The organism is Bacillota bacterium, from assembly GCA_013178125.1.
Lineage (GTDB): Bacteria > Bacillota > SHA-98 > Ch115 > JABLXJ01 > JABLXL01.
The window spans coordinates 92,294-108,192 of sequence record JABLXJ010000006.1; the positions used below are offsets into that span (position 1 = coordinate 92,294).

A 15,899-nucleotide genomic window follows, 5' to 3' on the forward strand; every position below is an offset into this window, starting at 1 on the left:
CCCAGCACCTTGCCGAGCCCTTTTCTGCCCGGCTTAAAATCAAACCAACGAAACAAAGTCACCACTCCTGATGTTGCATGGTTTCCCCGAGTGGGGAATGCTAGTGAATTGCATTCCCGCCATTCCTATCTAATTATCTCCACCCCCTGCCCGACAAGGTATGGGGCGTTATTCTGAGTACGTACCTCACCCTGCACACGAACTCGGATACCCGGCTTAAGTTTGACGGTGAAATCATAGAACTGCACGAACAATTGATTTGCACCATCGGTTACCGTGATCCAGCAACCCGATGCCTGGCATACCTGTCCCGCCTGGCCGTCCACGATCACCTTCTTTCCGGTATAGGCCTGCGTATTGGCAAACAGGGAAGCTAGTTCGACGATTTGAGCTTTAGTGGTATCGATTGGCGCTCCATACTTTGATGAGCCTTCTATTCCATGAAAGGCAAAGGAAGTAACCAATCCAAGTATAACAATCGCAGCACCGCTAAGCAATAGAATTATCCTTCTTGACATCTGCAATCACCCTTCCGTCCCGAATGGAAACTATTCGCGGTAACGACGCCGCCAACTCCGAATTGTGGGTGACCACAACGATGGTGGTACCAGATCGGTTAATCTCGTGTAGCAGGTTAAATATATCTTCAGCAGCACGACTATCCAGATTGCCGGTCGGTTCATCAGCCAGGAGGATGGAGGGGCTTTTGGCGAGAGCTCTGGCCACTGCCACCCGCTGAATCTCGCCACCGCTCATCTGCGACGGCAGGTGTAGCAGGCGGTTGCCCAGCCCAACGCGAGATAATAGCTCGGTAGCCCTTTGACGTGCGGCAGAGACACCGGCAAAGTACATGGGCAGCATGACGTTTTGTAACGCCGTCATAGTAGGAATCAATAGAAATTGTTGAAAGATAAAACCAATGGTGTTCCGGCGGAGGGTCTCCATCTCCTTCGCGCCGAGCTTCCCGATAGGCCGGCCTGCAATGGAGATATGGCCGCTTGTCGGCTGATCCAATAACCCAACAATATTCATCAGAGTTGATTTCCCCGAGCCGGAAGGGCCGACCACTGCCAGAAACTCGCCTGCCTCGACCTGCAGTGAGACGTCAGCCAGTGCGTGGACTTCCTCTTGGCCTCGACGATATGTCTTATTGAGATTCTCGATATATATCATTAGTTAGATGCCTCCTCACTCGTTTCTCAAAGCTTCAATAGGGTTGAGTCGAGCCGCATGAAGGGCGGGATATAGGGTTGAGAGGATACCTACACCCACTGGGAACAGCACCGAAATAGCTGCAGCATACCAGGAGAACTGACCGACCGACTGGGTAGGCATTATAGAAACAAATTGTTTCAAAATAACATTCCCCATTAGAGTGGTTATGGAGCCAGCACCTGCCCCCAATAGTCCGCCCAAAAGGCACATAGATAGGCCTTCGAAGAGGAATAGCCTAAAAATCTGCCATCGCGAGGCACCGATGGCTTTCATGAGTCCGATCTCGCGAGTACGCTCGAATACCGCCATTAGCATGGTATTCATAGTGCCGAGGCCACCGATGACGAGCGCCACCAACATCACGAGAAACAGCATGTTTTGCCCAGCTCGGACGAGATTTTGGATGGTACCAAGCACTTGAGCGGCGGTAACGGCCTGGACATCAGGAACCTTTTCTATATTCTCGATAGCGGTCGGCACGCCGGAAATATCCTTAACACGGATGTTGATTGCCACGACACGGCCCTGTAAGTTCAACAGCTTCTGGGCAGTCTCAAGGGTAGTATATGTGGAGTAGTCGTCCTTGGAGCCGGTAGTCTCCAGAATACCAACAACCTTAAGGGGTACTGGCTTACCACTAACTGTCACGGTGATGGAATCACCAACCTTCTTATATTCGCCACTTTTGTCGGCGAATACTTTGGCCTCGACACTTCCGAGAACAACCTCGCCGTAATGCTGTGGGAATCGCCCCTGTATCTTCCACCAGGACTTGAGTTTGAGTTCCTCGGAGGTGATGCCGATCAACGGGTGCGAGAGCCCCAGATATTTATAGGCACCGTAGACGTTGGGAGATGCGCTCGCCACGTTAGGGAGATTGTGGATCTGCTCCACGACATTTTCCGGCAAAGTGGCTGGCACTTGACCGCCGATCATGATGACGGCGAGAGCTTCGTACGGGCACCCCTTGGCCACGGCTACGATTTGTGCGCCCATATTTTCAAGCTCTGCTCGCATGCCTCGCTCATAACCCTGCTTCAAGGAGATCAGGCTGAATAAGGCTGTAGCGGCGATGGTGATACCGAGGATGGAAAGCAGAGACCGAATCTTGCGTCGCCTGATGCCGTCCCAGACGATGGTAAACATATTCATTTCGACGTTTCCTCCCTTCAGGAATGGGTACTATTACGGGGCCGCTATCACTAACTCTACTCGTAGAACTGGCCTTGGCCGAAATAGGCAAATGACTTGATGACTTTTCCGCCTTTGATAATATACACTTCCATGTGACAGCCATAGCTTACGACTTCTGCGGTCAGCCCTGGATCGTTGTCCTTATACTTCGAACGGTAATGTGAGAGGACTTCCTGCTTAATGCTATCATATGGGGCTTTAGTGTTTTGTTGGGCTGAGACTCCGGGACTTGCGTTGACTTTAGAGCTTTCTCTCGCGGACCGGGTGGGACTTTGGAGGTCAAAGTACAGCGCTCCTCCGGCTACTACGACTATAAAGGCAAGTATGTAAACCCGTCTTGGGCGAAGCCATTGAAGCAGCCCGGAATCATTTCTGGTGCTCATTTTGCAGCCTCCGTTTCATTTACAAAGGTACCGACGGATTAGATAGTAGCTTGGCAAAATCAATTCTACTACCGACAATAATACTATGTCAAGTAGTATTAGGCAATATAGTACACTGAGTTTCACTACCTTACCCCAAAAAACTATTGGCCCAAATCAAGTAAAACCTTCTTGCCGCGCATAAGGTGCAGGATGGAGAGATGAATAGGGTAGATATACTCCAACATTTGTGGAGTAGACCCCCATGCCGCGCTGCGGCGCCACAGGTAATGAAAATGTCCCTGGGAATAACTGGGCAATTTTCAGGATAGGAACGGAGCGCTGCTCCGCCCCATGGCGGCCAGTTTCTCCGTTCCCCTCCCCAAACCGAACGTGCCAGTTGCTTGGCATTCGGCTCTCCATTGGGCCTCTCAGTCGGCTAACTGAGTCGTGAAGGTGATTCCCCTGTTATGTTCCAGTAATCCTGCCGAACACGAAACCCAACTGGCGGCCCTTCGCCATGTGGACGGCTTTCCCGTCCTCAGACTACTACGGCCCCTCCGCCCCCATCTCGCCACTTCAGACGCAGGTTGTCCCAGCCGCCCACGCGGCTGGCGCGATGGGTTCCCTGGTTCACTGCTGCCACGACAATGGATAAGGATGTCAACCTATCACCCTTCCGACCTCTTTGGCCGGCCGGCATAGAAGGGAGCAGTTGAATGGACGTACTCCCTTGGTATCGATTATTCATCAAGCGGTACCGGGAAGCCACACCATGAAGTATGTTTCTTACTATGCGAGACGCACCAGTACACCTGCGTCTCCGAAATGGTTATCGCTGGGTAGGTAATAGGAGGATGGGAATTGATATATAGAGGCCCGGTATGTGCCGGACCTCTTTTCATGTTTTGCTGTCATTTTGCTGTCAAACTGCGTTTTGTGATAGCCTCTTGAACCCTCAACCCCTTGAAAATACTTGGCTGGGGAGGAAGGATTCGAACCCTCGCACTCAGATCCAGAGTCTGATGTCCTACCACTAGACGACTCCCCAGCGTTGACTGACCAAGCAATATTTAATTTTATCATCTAATATGATACTTTGCGCACCTAGAAATGTCAATAGACATACCCAGAAAACTGACTGCCTTTATTTAACTGGTTAATCTATCCAAATTTCTTTCCAAAATCAGTAAACGTGCGGAATTTTTCCGCACGTGCCTTCCGCTATCTCTTTTGGCAATCAAATTCCGCATAAGACTGATTGTCAATAGGAAACCCCCATTACCTTTGCCTTTATTCTTCCGCAAGCTGTTTTCGATTGCTGGCCCTTCCCTAAGATTTAACATCTCTTCAAATGCATCTGCTGCTTCCCTGTTCATTTCAGTAAAAACATGGGAATAGACATCCCCGGTGACCATAATTGAAGAATGTCCCAATCTCGCGGAAACCGCCTTGATGGCGTAATCCGTATGGAGAAGCTTGAGGGTATCAGGAATAGACGCAAGAGAGACCGCAAGGACCGGGGGCGAAGTCTGCATTCTTGGAGCTTCCACAGGCTCCAGAAGTTCATAGCCTACAAGGCACAGCTGGCTGGGATAAAGGTAGAATGGGTTGTTCCCTCAAATACCAGCCGCACCTGTCCGGTCTGCGGTACTATTGACAAGGATTCCCGTAATGGCATCAGGTTTAAGTGTAAGTCCTGCGGTTATAAAGGCCATGCGGATGTCATTGGAGCGCTGAATATCAGCAGAGCAATTAGCGGTCTGGCCAGGGCGGCGTAAGCCGTCGTCCGAGGGCCGCCGCCCGGTGCAGCAACCGATAGGGAACGCAGCCGGGGTGGGCCACTGACTTGGCCCTTATGGTGCTGCGATGAGGCCGAAGCAGAAATGCATGGGGCTGAGTAAGCACTAACCAGCCTGAAGCTATACTTCAGGAATCCCCGGAATTTATTCCGGGGAGGATGTCAAGGAGAAGATCCAAAATCATTTCTAGAATGGCTTCCCGTTTCCCTTCTGCTTTGCCTTGCTGGATTCCCTTTTCTATGATCCTCTGATATCCAACTGATTTTGTGAGGTCAAGCATATTCTCTGCCTCCCCGATCTGCCAATATTTCGGCCTGGGGAAGCGCCCTCCTTTTGGGTATTCATGCCCGGGCCTCGTAGTGAAGAAATGGTAAGACCGGCACACTTATCTGCCTCACTGGCCTGATATTGGACTCCAGCAGGATGTCGATATCCTTAGAGGTCTCTGCAGAAATCAGTTCTTCCCCGCAATTCCTGCAGACTTGTGCAGGCACTCCTTCAATTACGACCAGGTGGCCTTTGTATCGGAAATCGAGCTGGATCGTTTTCTCTTCTAGGGTTCCTCCGCATACCGGACAGGTATTTGCATCATTCATCTTATTTTCCCCCTTCTTTTCTTCGCCTCGTGCGGTAGCTTATCCATCGCTTTTCATCAGGAAAGTAAAGGGTTATAATATGGCTTATCGGTGCCAGGCTGCAGACTATGTGAAGCGGCAGACCATCAGGTGTATGACCGAATATGAGACAGCTCGGGAAAGTCTTGTCGTCAGGATATTCCTCAATGATTTTGCCGTTAATAATGGCGGTTTCCATGTCTTTCGTGGTGATTCCTCGCTCCTTGCACCGGACTGTAGCGTGAGCGGTAAGGCGGTAACTGCCCCCTTTTATCCTTGCCCGGATTTCGTCAATGTCCAAGAGCCTCACTCCCTGATTTGATTTTACCCCATCTTCTAGATTCTTGCAACTTCCAGGCCGTTTGACTTAAATATCATTGATTGAGGCTTCAACGCCCTCTCCCTTCCTGAGCTTCCGATCAAGCTCCAGGCACATGGGCTCAAACACTGTGTAGAACATGCGCGGTTGAACTTCAGCATTGCTGAAGTGAGGCAGGTATAGTCCGTTCTGCCCCTCGAGCGGGAAACCAACGAGGGTGAACATGCCCTCCTCTACGTGCACCACCCGTCTTTCCGTTCTTTGTTACGTTAACCCTGAAGCTGGACATCTTGCGTTCCTCCTCCGCCCGGCCCGGCCTATAGCCCGGGACTTATGGGCAAATGAAATAGAGCCTTTTAACGTCGTGCTCAGGACGAGATACCACATCGTCAGCCACTTGGCAGGCTTACCGCCGTTACGGGTTATGTGGCCGGGCCTCCTATGCTGTCCTGGAAACGCGCCCTGCCATGAGCGCCATCCTGGCCTTCTCAAGCCGGCACTTCTGGCAGGAGCTTGCGCACAGCCCCTTAGCTGCGCGTCGCTCACATGCTTTAGCGATTTTGGCTGCTGCAGCGAGGGCTTGTCCCGCTTTTAAGTAACCTAATGCCTTGTCTACCCACATTGCCTCTTCCCTCCTTTCTACACATGTCGCAATGACGAAATGGCTGTCACCAGGCCCAGGAAAATCAAGAGCCCCGTCAGGTTCGACGGGGCTACATCGTTGATTGCCGAGATCTTGAGCGAGAATAGCGCTCCGATCCCGCATGTTAGACAGATTAAATTGTCAAGATATCGCATATCGAATCTCCTTCTCCTGTGCCTGCCAAATGGTCAGGGCTTATGAGGCGACCAACTTGTCCACACCCGGTGGGGGCATGGAACGAGATTGATCGGATCATTTAAGTTGGGATAGTCCCCTCGCAAAATCTCTCCTTTTCCTTTTTTACAACTTTCCATTATATCCCAAATTCTATTGATCTCCTACAGGAAACCGAGGGCGAAAGCCCCGGAATAAATTCCGGGGAGGATGTCAATAAAGTCAATTCTGCAAATATCAAGTCAGTAAAAAGGAGGAGGTTGGACGGAGTAGAATAATTAAAGATAGCTCCATTCGAAGGGAGGATGAAACGATTAAGTATGGAACCAAGAGAGTCCTTTCGGCGATCCATGGTAAGCGAGGTGCGTCTTGCGCGCATTTTGTTATGCATCGCCTTCACTCCTGCATATATAGTCCTGGCGCCTCCAATGCCTTATGCCCTTCTACCCCTGTTGTTTATTGCGGGGTTTATAGCTTCTCAATTTCTTGATCTGAAGCGCCTTTACCATCCATGGCTCAGCTATCTCTCACCGTTTTTCGGTTTCCTTCTGAATGCCTCCGTGATATTCACCACGGGATTTCAGAGGAGCCCCTTTCTTTTCTTCGTGCTGGTACCTATCGTAACGTATGGAATCGAGCGGCCCCCCGTTTGGGTCTTTCGCTCGGCAATGATGAACACATCAATCCTGGCATTTCTCAGCCTGCGCGCGCTGATTCAAACGGACTGGTTTGGTTTGGCCTATACGCTGGGAATAACGATGACAAGCCACACTGCGTGCCGTCTTATGAGAAGAACTCAAGGGTTATCGAGCTCCTATATTCTCACCATGGAAGATGCTGCCGGCAAGGATCCGCTTACTGGCCTTTACAACCGCAGGGCGTTTGCAGAATATGTTGCAGAGCTTTCATCCAGAGAAACCCCTTTTGCTCTCACGATGTGTGACCTTGATGGTTTTAAGCGTTACAATGATAGATTTGGCCACCCGGCAGGTGACGAGGTGCTGAAGAAGGTTGGGGCGCTTCTTAGTGAATCCCTAAGATCCACGGATGCCGTGTTCAGGTATGGAGGCGATGAATTCGTGATAATTATGCCAGACGTTAATGAATTCACTGTCAACGGTGTGTGTAATAGAATAAAGAAGCTGGTTTCGAAGGAGATAGGGGGAGTCGGGATATCATTCGGAAGCGCATTCTTCCCTGAGGATGGAGCCACCGTTCAAAAAGTGATAGAAATCGCCGATAAGAGATTGTATGAAGCAAAGCGAATGTCCCAGCCGGGACGTACTACATTTTAGGAGGAAGTTGAGTGCAAGAAAGAAAGTTAGATTGGTGGGAAAAGATTCCCGTAGGGATAATGCAGTTGGGGACAAATCTTAATATCGTATTGGTCAATGAGCAAGCAAGAAGGCTGTTATCGCTTTTTCAAGTTCCTCCGTTGGGGGAATCCCGGATGAACTCCATTCGCAATTGGAGATGGCCCTAAACGAAGGAGTAATCAGAGAAGGAAGTGTATACTCATTACGATGAATGGTATGTGCGTTTCCTTGTCCAAAAGCTGGAGGATGATGCCTTAATCTTAACCGCAGAAGATGTGACTTTGAATGGGCAAAATCCGAGGAACGTACTATGCGCGAGGAGATCGACAGGGCCTTTACCTTCTCCCTTTTAGAGCCCTCAGTTGCTAGGAAGCTATCCTGCACACCGGAATACCAGGATGAACCAGCAACCCCTGGGCTAATCAAGATAGTCGGCGGGGGCTTAGCAGGAAAACACGATAATATTTTCAAATTTGGTATACCCTAGAAGGAAGAATAGGGTTTACTATCGAATTACATTTTTTAGGTATAATGTGGGGAAGTTTACCCTCAGTAGTATAAGCCCGGGAACCTATGACCCTGCAATTCAGAAAAGCGGGTGGCCGTCTGTTAAAATTTATACATGGGGAGCCTTATATCCGCCTCTGAGGCGAGCACCTTTACTGTTCAATAATCAAAGAGCCAACCCCTTGCGTGATTCGTAGATCGATCAATGGGTATGAGGTTGTAGCGGGCAGCGGGTAAATATCGCCACGATGGAGAGCACTTCGTTCCTCTTATGTGCCAGGGTATATCACCTAGACGCACACATACATTGATAAATCGTCGCGTTGCTGTATTGACCTGCGGTCCCATGAAGGGTATTTCGCCGAAAAACCGCCACGGGGAACATCAAAAGCGAAGCTGGAAAGGAGGCTTCTTCATGAACCTCAAAGGTTCGAAGACGGAGAAGAATTTGTTGGTTGCTTTTGCCGGTGAGTCACAGGCACGTAATAAATATACCTATTTTGCTTCCATAGCCAAGAAAGAGGGATATGAGCAAATTGCTGGCATCTTCCTGGAGACGGCCGAGAATGAGAAGGAGCATGCCAAGGTGTGGGCTAAACTTCTGGACCTGATAGGCGACACGAAACAAAATTTGGAAGAGGCTGCTAAGGGTGAAAACTATGAGTGGACATCTATGTATAAAGAGTTTGCTGCGACTGCGCGGGCAGAGGGTTTTGACGAGATAGCTAAGACTATGGACAAGATAGCCGAAGTAGAAGCTGCCCATGAAGCTCGCTACCGTCAACTCCTGGCACGCTTAGAGGAAGGCACCGTTTTCAAGCGCAGTGAGCCGATCAAATGGCGCTGCCGCAACTGCGGTTACATTTACAAGGGAATGGAACCACCCGGGGTATGTCCGGCATGCTCCCATCCGAGGTCTTTCTATGAGCCGGCTGCGGATAACTACTAAAGTTAATGCACAAAAGTTTACCGAACTTTTTTATGCAGCAATTGGTAACTTGAAATTCACCCCGGACCCATGACTGAAGTATTCTTCAAGGCCAGTTAAGCTGTTTTTGGGCGTCCGGCTGGTAATCTATGGGCCGGGCGGTGTTTTTTATTGCGAGTCGGATGCCAGTTTGGAGGTTTTTTAAGATCGACTGATGCCCCATCTCCCACTCGTGCTTCAGCACTGCTATCGGGTCTATCGTTTGAGTCTATCGTTACTATCGTTCTATCGCTCCAGCTTATCTCGCGTGGCAGCAAGTCGCTTTAGGACTGTCTCCTTCCCGAGCACCTCCATTACCTCGAAGAGGCCAGGGCTCACAGCCCGGCCCGTAAGTGCAACCCTGGTCGGGTGAATCACATCCCCGGCCTTAAGGCCAAGCTCCGCCGCAAGCCCTCGCATGACAGCTTCAATGCCCTCTTGGGTAAAGGGCTCGAGACGTCCCAGCCTCTCAATCAGCTCACCGAAGATACCAGCAAGCCTTGGCCTGGCAAGAAACTTCTTCACCGCAGCCTCGTCGTAGCGTATGTTATCAGTAAAGAAGTAGTCCGCCAGCTCCACGATATCCTTTACAGTCTTCATCCTATCTTTAAAGAGCTGAATCACCCTGGAAACCCCGGAATCGACCTCTTCCTCATCCTTGGCGCCCCCGGCACTAGCTTTGCTGGCCTTCTCTGGCAACAACCCCCCAGACTGCAGAAAGGGAATGGCCAAGCGCATTATCCTGTCAGGATCGGCCATCCGGATATACTGCCCGTTCATCCACTCGAGCTTTTTAGGGTCGAATATAGCAGCATTTTTAGATACACCTTCCAGCGAGAACTTCTCTATGAGCTCCTCGGTGGAGAATATCTCATGCTCTGCATCGTATGCCCAGCCAAGTAGCGCCAGATAATTTACAAGCGCCTCCGGCAGGTAGCCCATGTCCCTGTACTGGGTCACCGAGGTCGCCCCGTGCCGCTTGCTCAATTTGCTGCGATCAGGCCCGAGGATCATGGGAACGTGGGCAAATTCCGGCAAGGGGTACCCGAGCGCCCGGTAGATCATCACCTGCTTGGGCGTGTTCGGGAGGTGCTCCTCAGCGCGAATAATATGCGTCATCCCCATCAGGCTGTCATCGACTACCGCCGCGAAGTTATAGGTAGGGAAACCATCTGATTTCATAATCACGAAGTCATCAACGCTCGAGTTTGAGAACTTGACCTCGCCCCTTATCAGGTCATGTATGAGAGTCTCTCCCTCCGGGACCATGAAACGTACGGAAACCCTGCGTCCCTCATCTTGAAACCTCCGGATCTGAGATGGGCTCAGGTCGCGGCAGCGCCCATCATAACGGGGGACTTCCCCCCTGGCGACAGCCTCCTTGCGCCGCTCCTCGAGCTCCTCAGGGGTGCAGTAGCAGTAATAGGCGTTCCCGTTCTCGATAAGCCTATCCATATGCTCTCTATAGACCTGCAGGCGCTCCGACTGGAAGTAGGGGCCATAGTCGCCGCCGACCACGGGGCCTTCATCCCAGTCGAGCCCGAGCCACCTCATGCTTTCAATGATCGCCCCTGTCGAGGCCTCGGTGGAACGAGCAACGTCAGTATCTTCTATCCGAAGAATAAACCTACCACCATGGTGGCGCGCAAAAAGCCAGTTGAATAGGGCCGTTCTCGCCCCACCCACGTGAAGGTAACCGGTCGGACTCGGAGCGAACCTCACTCTAACGGGTTTCACTCTAACGGGTTTCATCCAAATAAGCCTCCTACCTGTTAAAGGTGCCTGTTGAAAAATCCCATTAAAATGCCATCACGACTCTATGGTTGGAAGAATTAAGTTGGAAGAATCAATACCAAAACAAGTATATATCGCGGGAGCCCTTACTTCAAGTCCCTACTGGCCTTGCTGGGCTCTACCACCCCCTACTGGCCCTTACCCGGCCCTTATCCCTACTGGTGCTCTACTTGTGCTCTGGACTGGTCCTCTAGTCCTTGCTGGCGACTGGGGGCTCGAGGTATAAACAAAACAAAATAAGTGACATAAATAAAATACATGAGGATATGGGAGGATGTGGGAAAGGCGGGCTGCGAGGCTCAGGGAATCCTGTGGCCGCGCCCGCCGGGCGTAACAGGGGCGCGCTGCCCAGCCAGCCAGTCAGCAATCAGCAGTTCTGGTCAGCCGGCACGTAGGCGCAGACCGGCTTGTGGCGCTGCCTGGGGGAGCGGAGCCTCGCCTGCATCTTGCATATATTATAATGCCTATACGTTCTCCCCGTTATGGATTTCATAGCTCCAGTTTACTCCATTATTGTTATCCCAGTTATTAGCGCTGTCACGGAAGCAGAAATTTAGCCGTGATGATTCCTCAATTCCGATTGGAACAATGGCCGTCCACATATCATCTATCGTCCTGGTCATCGGGACATCTCTTACATTGGCCCAGCTATCCGCAGGGCCGAAACCAGCGTGAAGATAGACAGCATCCGCCCCCGACCGGGCAAGAAGGCCGTTATATTTGACCGTCACATCTGTTCCCGAGGTTATGGGCGTTGGGCTTACATAGACGCCATCATCCCCCCTGAACTCAGCGCGTTTCTCCATTACACGACGGCCATAGCCCATACCGCCGCGGCCAGCGTGCGCTCCCCGCATCGGGCCGCAGCAACCGGAACCGGGCGCGAATTCGGTTGCAGCCTCGACATTAACATCAACCTTTTTTGGGTCATCTTTACGCTCATCTCTACGCCTGCCGAACCCAAGAAACATAGGAATGACCTCCTTCACCTGGGTAGTCTGGGTTTATCATCATATCGTCAACTATCACCAACACTCATAGTCTCCCCAATTCATCATGGGGGATATGAGATCGAACTATTGCCGCGGTTGCCTGCTATCTTTCTGGTCTTCATTATCATGATCGCGGTGTTCTTTGGAGTCACTTTTGCCACGCATTCCTAACATATTCGCAAACTCAAAGTTTCTCAACCGCTCCAGCCGGTTCCTCAGACCCCTCAGGTTTCCCTCATTTACCAGTAAAAACACAAAACCCACAGCCACAACGGTCCCGATGATCCAGGCAATCGACGAAAAAGCACCCCTCGACTCCCGCCCAGCCCTCACCCGCTGCTCCCGCACGGTGCCAGGCGTCCGCCCCACGGGCGGCGCCGTGATGCCATACAGCAAGGCCGGCAGGGCATCGATGAATGTCGCCATCGAACGTTCCGCAGCATACCTGCTATTCTCCTGGCTTCCCACCTCGAAGAGAAGGGCCCGCGGGGAAAGATCCTGGTTATAGCCGCCTTTCCCGTAAAATATGCCCCGGACAAGCCCTGGAAAATTCCTGTCGGCATAATCCTTTATGGCGTACGCAAAGCCCTCGTTTGCGCGCATGTTGGGGTTCTCTCTGCCTACCACGATCATAACTCGAGCGCCCGGCCGCCCGTTGACGGTCGTGACATACTGCTCGAGGGGCGCTGCATCCCTATGAACATCGAAGATAGCGTCAGGTCCCTGGCGTATGAGGGCCATGGCGGTGCGCCGGGAGCGCTCATACGCCGCGCCATCGTGCGGGAGGTGGGATGCGTAGGAGTGGTTTACATCCACGCCAAAACGCTCAAGCGAGGTCGTCATCGTCGCCCCGACTTTGTATATCCCGCCTCTCGGGGCTATGGACGCGGCGCCGTCGGTCGGCACGTATGATTCATCACTGTGGGTATGGTAGGTGGCGATCAACCTCCGCCTCCCTGCCTCGCCTGCCTGTGCCTGTAGCTCCGCCTGCCTGGCAGCAATGAACCCCTGCGCCTTCGCCGCTAGATCAACCTTCTCTCTCGCCCTCACCCTCGCCTGGTTGCCCTTTATGCTCACCACCTCATAGAGCGTATTATCAGCATCCAGGAAGCGATCCCCAACGTAGACCACGTGGCCCGTTTGCATGATCACCTTCCCCGTTTTCACATCAATAAGGGAAAAGTAACCGTCTCTGACCTCTTCCTCAGCAAAAGCAACGGCGGATAGGCCCAAGACCGGCACCAGGAGCGGGACCAGGACCATAGCCAGGACCGGGAAGATAAGGAGCGAACCCATAAGGATTCCCCTGTGCGTCGTGCTTATAGCGCTTGTGACATTTGATTTTAGCACATTCCCCACCTCACATAACGTCGTCCTTTACATTGTCCCCGCGATTTTAGTATGCGGAGAAAAGCTTATAAATATATTGCATGTGGACCTCATGAGGCTTATAAAAAAAACCCGCCGCAACCAAGCCGGCGGGGATTTGCGGGGATTTCTCGCGGAATCTGGGGACCCTATTTCCCCAGGAGTCGCTCGACGCATTGCTGGACCATATAGGTTGTCTCCTCGGCATCAATGGTGGTGAACTTGCCGTTATCCATGAGGATCTTGCCGTCGACAATCACTGTGGCAACATCGCCTGCATGAGCGGCATATACCAGGTGAGAAATCACGTCGTGCTTTGGATAGAAATGCGGCTTGCCGAAGTCGACCAGGATAATATCCGCCCGCTTGCCAGCCTCAAGCGAACCTATCTCAGCAGAAAGCCCCAGCGCCTGTGCACCGCCCTTTGTGGCCATCTCGAGCGCCTGGCGAGCAGGCACAACAGTCGGATCCATGGTCTTGACCTTGTGAACCAGGGCTGCCAGCCTCATCTCCTCAAACATGTCAAGGTCGTTGTTACTTGCGGCGCCATCGGTGCCGATGGCAACGGTGATCCCCGCCTCGATCATTTCAGGGACAGGAGCTATCCCCGAGGCGAGTTTCATGTTGCTAGTGGGGTTATGCGCGACAGACACGCCCCTCTCCCGTAGGAGAGCGATATCCTCCCTGGTGATATGCACGCAGTGCGCCGCCAGCACAGGAACCTCAAAGAGGCCTACCTCCTCAAGAAGCTGGACGGGGGACTTGCCAAAATCCCTTATGCAGTCTTCGACCTCGCCCCTGGTCTCCGCAACGTGGATATGAATGCCGACCCCCAGCGCACTGGCGCTATTGGCGACCCTCCTGAGAAAAGATGGCGGGCATGTGTAAGGAGCGTGCGGGCCCAGCATGGTCAGTATCCTACCCTTCGCTGCGCCATTCCAGCGGGAACAGAATTGCTCACCCTCGGATAGGGCTTTCTCCCCGCCTGGCAACGTAGCCACCAGCCCCCTGGCCAGGACCCCGCGCAAGCCAGCCTCCTCTACAGCCTTGGCGACCTCATTCATGAAAAAATACATGTCCGCAAAGGTTGTAGTCCCCGACCTGAGCATTTCAAGGCAGCTCAGCATGGTGCCCCAGTAAACGTCCTCAGCTGAGAGCCTGGCCTCCACAGGCCATATTTTCTCCTCAAGCCATTGCTTCAACGGGAGGTCATCGGCGTAGCCCCGGAACAACGTCATGGCTGCATGACAGTGAGCATTCACAAACCCGGGCATTGCTATCTTGCCGGCCGCATCGACCACCCGGACGGCAGGATTTGAACTGGGGTCATCGGAGATGACTTCGCGTTCGATGTGAGGACCCACATAGATAATCCTACCGTCGGATACCTCTATATCCCCGTTGTGAATGATGCTGCCCTCATCATCCATGGTTACAATCGTCGCGCCCTTGATCACAAGATCGGGCATCTCACGTCCCCCCTAACACTTTGAACCGGCTACGCGGCTACGATCTTCAGGTTGACCCCGTAAGGCTCTCGCACCAGGCCCCGTTCCGTGATGATGGCCGTAACGAATTCATGGGGCGTGACATCAAAAGCGGGATTCAGCACATCCACACCCTCAGGGGCGATCCGCTGGCACCCTATGGTCGTAACCTCATCGGCGCTCCTGAATTCTATCGGGATCTGGCTCCCGTCGGGCAATGAGAGATCTATCGTCGATATCGGGGCCGCCACATAAAAGGGCACCTTGTTCTCCCTGGCCAGGACGGCAAGGGTATATGTCCCGATTTTATTCGCGACATCCCCGTTTGCAGCTACCCGGTCAGCGCCGACGATAACCAGGTCCACCAGGCCCTCTTTCATCACGTAACCTGCCATGTTATCAGTTATCAGGGTAACCGGTATGTTATCCCTCGTAAGCTCCCAGCTTGTGAGCCGCGCCCCCTGGAGAAGTGGCCGGGTCTCGCACGCATACACGCGGACGTTTCTCCCTGCAGCCTGGGCGCATCTGATGACACCGAGCGCGGTGCCGTAATCCACCGTGGCAAGGGCTCCAGCGTTGCAGTAGGTCATTATCCTGGCGCCAGGCGGGATCAGGTCACGGCCTACCTCCCCGATTGACCTGTTTACCGCGATATCCTCGGAGGAGATGCTGTTGGCTTCCTCCAGTAGTCTATGCTTTATATTCTCAATAATAGACCTGTCAACGCCCCCGCATCTACGCACGCCGCCATCTCCCTCGTGCGCACGCCGGATCTCATCGTCTGCACGCCTCATCATCCTGTCAACGGCCCAGCGCAAGTTCACAGCTGTGGGCCTCGCGACGCGTAGTGCACCGGCCGCCGCCTCGAGGTGCGCTCGAAAGCTTTCAAGGTTTTCTTGACCTTCCTTGTCGCCACCGAATTCCAGGGCCGCCAGGACCACCCCGTAGGCTGCAGCCGCGCCGATCGCAGGGGCGCCGCGCACTATCATGCCCTTTATCCCCTGGATAACATCAGAGTGGGTCCTGCACTCCACATAGCGTTCCTCGGCCGGCAGCCTGGTCTGGTCGAGCAGGACCAGGCATCCCTTCCCCACCTCCCAGCGGAGCGACCTTGTAGCTGAGTTCATCTTCAATCCTCCACCGCC

Annotated in this window: 19 protein-coding genes and 1 tRNA gene; 4 read left to right on the forward strand and 16 right to left on the reverse strand. The window is 52.8% G+C overall.

The features are described 5' to 3' along the window. Positions 1–125: 125 nt before the first annotated feature. The 5 genes from HPY71_06875 to HPY71_06895 form a co-directional block, all read right to left on the reverse strand. On the reverse strand, positions 126–518 hold the full coding sequence (locus HPY71_06875; GenBank protein NPV53229.1) for a hypothetical protein: 393 nt from the start codon (positions 516–518) through the stop codon (positions 126–128). Next, positions 490–1,173, reverse strand: a complete 684-nt coding sequence (locus HPY71_06880; protein NPV53230.1) for an ABC transporter ATP-binding protein — start codon at positions 1,171–1,173, stop codon at positions 490–492. The genes HPY71_06875 and HPY71_06880 overlap by 29 nt, the downstream gene beginning before the upstream one ends. Before the next feature lie 15 nt (positions 1,174–1,188). Continuing rightward, positions 1,189–2,367: an ABC transporter permease gene (locus tag HPY71_06885; protein ID NPV53231.1), complete on the reverse strand. Its 1,179-nt coding sequence runs from the start codon at positions 2,365–2,367 to the stop codon at positions 1,189–1,191. 56 nt (positions 2,368–2,423) lie between these two features. Then, entirely contained in the window at positions 2,424–2,792 is a 369-nt protein-coding gene (locus HPY71_06890) for a hypothetical protein (GenBank protein ID NPV53232.1), read from the reverse strand. Positions 2,793–3,748: 956 nt separating this feature from the next. Then, positions 3,749–3,822 (reverse strand) — tRNA-Gln (locus tag HPY71_06895). A gap of 418 nt (positions 3,823–4,240) precedes the next feature. Between HPY71_06895 and tnpB the strand changes: the two genes are divergently transcribed. Continuing rightward, a complete protein-coding gene (tnpB, locus tag HPY71_06900) occupies positions 4,241–4,552 on the forward strand; it encodes an IS200/IS605 family element transposase accessory protein TnpB (protein ID NPV53233.1) in 312 nt (103 codons plus the stop codon). A 148-nt stretch (positions 4,553–4,700) separates the two neighbouring features. Here tnpB and HPY71_06905 read toward each other — a convergent pair whose 3' ends face one another. From HPY71_06905 to HPY71_06930, 6 genes are all read right to left on the reverse strand, one after another. Continuing rightward, positions 4,701–4,853 (reverse strand): hypothetical protein, encoded by a 153-nt coding sequence (locus tag HPY71_06905; GenBank protein ID NPV53234.1) that lies wholly within the window; start codon positions 4,851–4,853, stop codon positions 4,701–4,703. A 61-nt stretch (positions 4,854–4,914) separates the two neighbouring features. Next, positions 4,915–5,169 carry a type II toxin-antitoxin system MqsA family antitoxin gene (locus HPY71_06910; protein ID NPV53235.1) on the reverse strand — a complete coding sequence of 85 codons (255 nt, stop codon included), beginning with the start codon at positions 5,167–5,169 and terminating at the stop codon, positions 4,915–4,917. 1 nt (position 5,170) lies between these two features. After that, the gene (locus HPY71_06915; GenBank protein ID NPV53236.1) at positions 5,171–5,488 is read right to left on the reverse strand and encodes a DUF4258 domain-containing protein; all 318 of its coding nucleotides are present in this window, start codon (positions 5,486–5,488) and stop codon (positions 5,171–5,173) included. Positions 5,489–5,554: 66 nt separating this feature from the next. Beyond that, entirely contained in the window at positions 5,555–5,752 is a 198-nt protein-coding gene (locus tag HPY71_06920) for a hypothetical protein (GenBank protein ID NPV53237.1), read from the reverse strand. Positions 5,753–5,945: 193 nt separating this feature from the next. Beyond that, on the reverse strand, positions 5,946–6,128 hold the full coding sequence (locus tag HPY71_06925; GenBank protein NPV53238.1) for a hypothetical protein: 183 nt from the start codon (positions 6,126–6,128) through the stop codon (positions 5,946–5,948). A 17-nt stretch (positions 6,129–6,145) separates the two neighbouring features. Continuing rightward, positions 6,146–6,304, reverse strand: coding sequence for a hypothetical protein (locus HPY71_06930; protein ID NPV53239.1), 159 nt, complete (start codon positions 6,302–6,304; stop codon positions 6,146–6,148). 339 nt (positions 6,305–6,643) lie between these two features. Between HPY71_06930 and HPY71_06935 the strand changes: the two genes are divergently transcribed. From HPY71_06935 to HPY71_06945, 3 genes are all read left to right on the forward strand, one after another. Beyond that, on the forward strand, positions 6,644–7,618 hold the full coding sequence (locus HPY71_06935) for a GGDEF domain-containing protein (protein NPV53240.1): 975 nt from the start codon (positions 6,644–6,646) through the stop codon (positions 7,616–7,618). 331 nt (positions 7,619–7,949) lie between these two features. Next, the gene (locus HPY71_06940; GenBank protein NPV53241.1) at positions 7,950–8,126 is read left to right on the forward strand and encodes a hypothetical protein; all 177 of its coding nucleotides are present in this window, start codon (positions 7,950–7,952) and stop codon (positions 8,124–8,126) included. A gap of 435 nt (positions 8,127–8,561) precedes the next feature. Next, positions 8,562–9,095 (forward strand): rubrerythrin family protein, encoded by a 534-nt coding sequence (locus tag HPY71_06945; GenBank protein ID NPV53242.1) that lies wholly within the window; start codon positions 8,562–8,564, stop codon positions 9,093–9,095. 264 nt (positions 9,096–9,359) lie between these two features. Here the strand turns inward: HPY71_06945 and HPY71_06950 are convergent, their stop codons facing one another. From HPY71_06950 to mtnA, 5 genes are all read right to left on the reverse strand, one after another. Beyond that, positions 9,360–10,865: a glutamate--tRNA ligase gene (locus tag HPY71_06950; protein NPV53243.1), complete on the reverse strand. Its 1,506-nt coding sequence runs from the start codon at positions 10,863–10,865 to the stop codon at positions 9,360–9,362. A 506-nt stretch (positions 10,866–11,371) separates the two neighbouring features. Continuing rightward, positions 11,372–11,734, reverse strand: coding sequence for a carbohydrate-binding protein (locus HPY71_06955; protein NPV53244.1), 363 nt, complete (start codon positions 11,732–11,734; stop codon positions 11,372–11,374). A 249-nt stretch (positions 11,735–11,983) separates the two neighbouring features. Then, on the reverse strand, positions 11,984–13,249 hold the full coding sequence (locus HPY71_06960) for a stage II sporulation protein P (protein NPV53245.1): 1,266 nt from the start codon (positions 13,247–13,249) through the stop codon (positions 11,984–11,986). A gap of 167 nt (positions 13,250–13,416) precedes the next feature. Continuing rightward, positions 13,417–14,736 carry an amidohydrolase gene (locus tag HPY71_06965; GenBank protein NPV53246.1) on the reverse strand — a complete coding sequence of 440 codons (1,320 nt, stop codon included), beginning with the start codon at positions 14,734–14,736 and terminating at the stop codon, positions 13,417–13,419. Between the two features lie 29 nt (positions 14,737–14,765). Beyond that, positions 14,766–15,881 carry an S-methyl-5-thioribose-1-phosphate isomerase gene (mtnA, locus tag HPY71_06970; protein ID NPV53247.1) on the reverse strand — a complete coding sequence of 372 codons (1,116 nt, stop codon included), beginning with the start codon at positions 15,879–15,881 and terminating at the stop codon, positions 14,766–14,768. Positions 15,882–15,899: the final 18 nt, after the last annotated feature.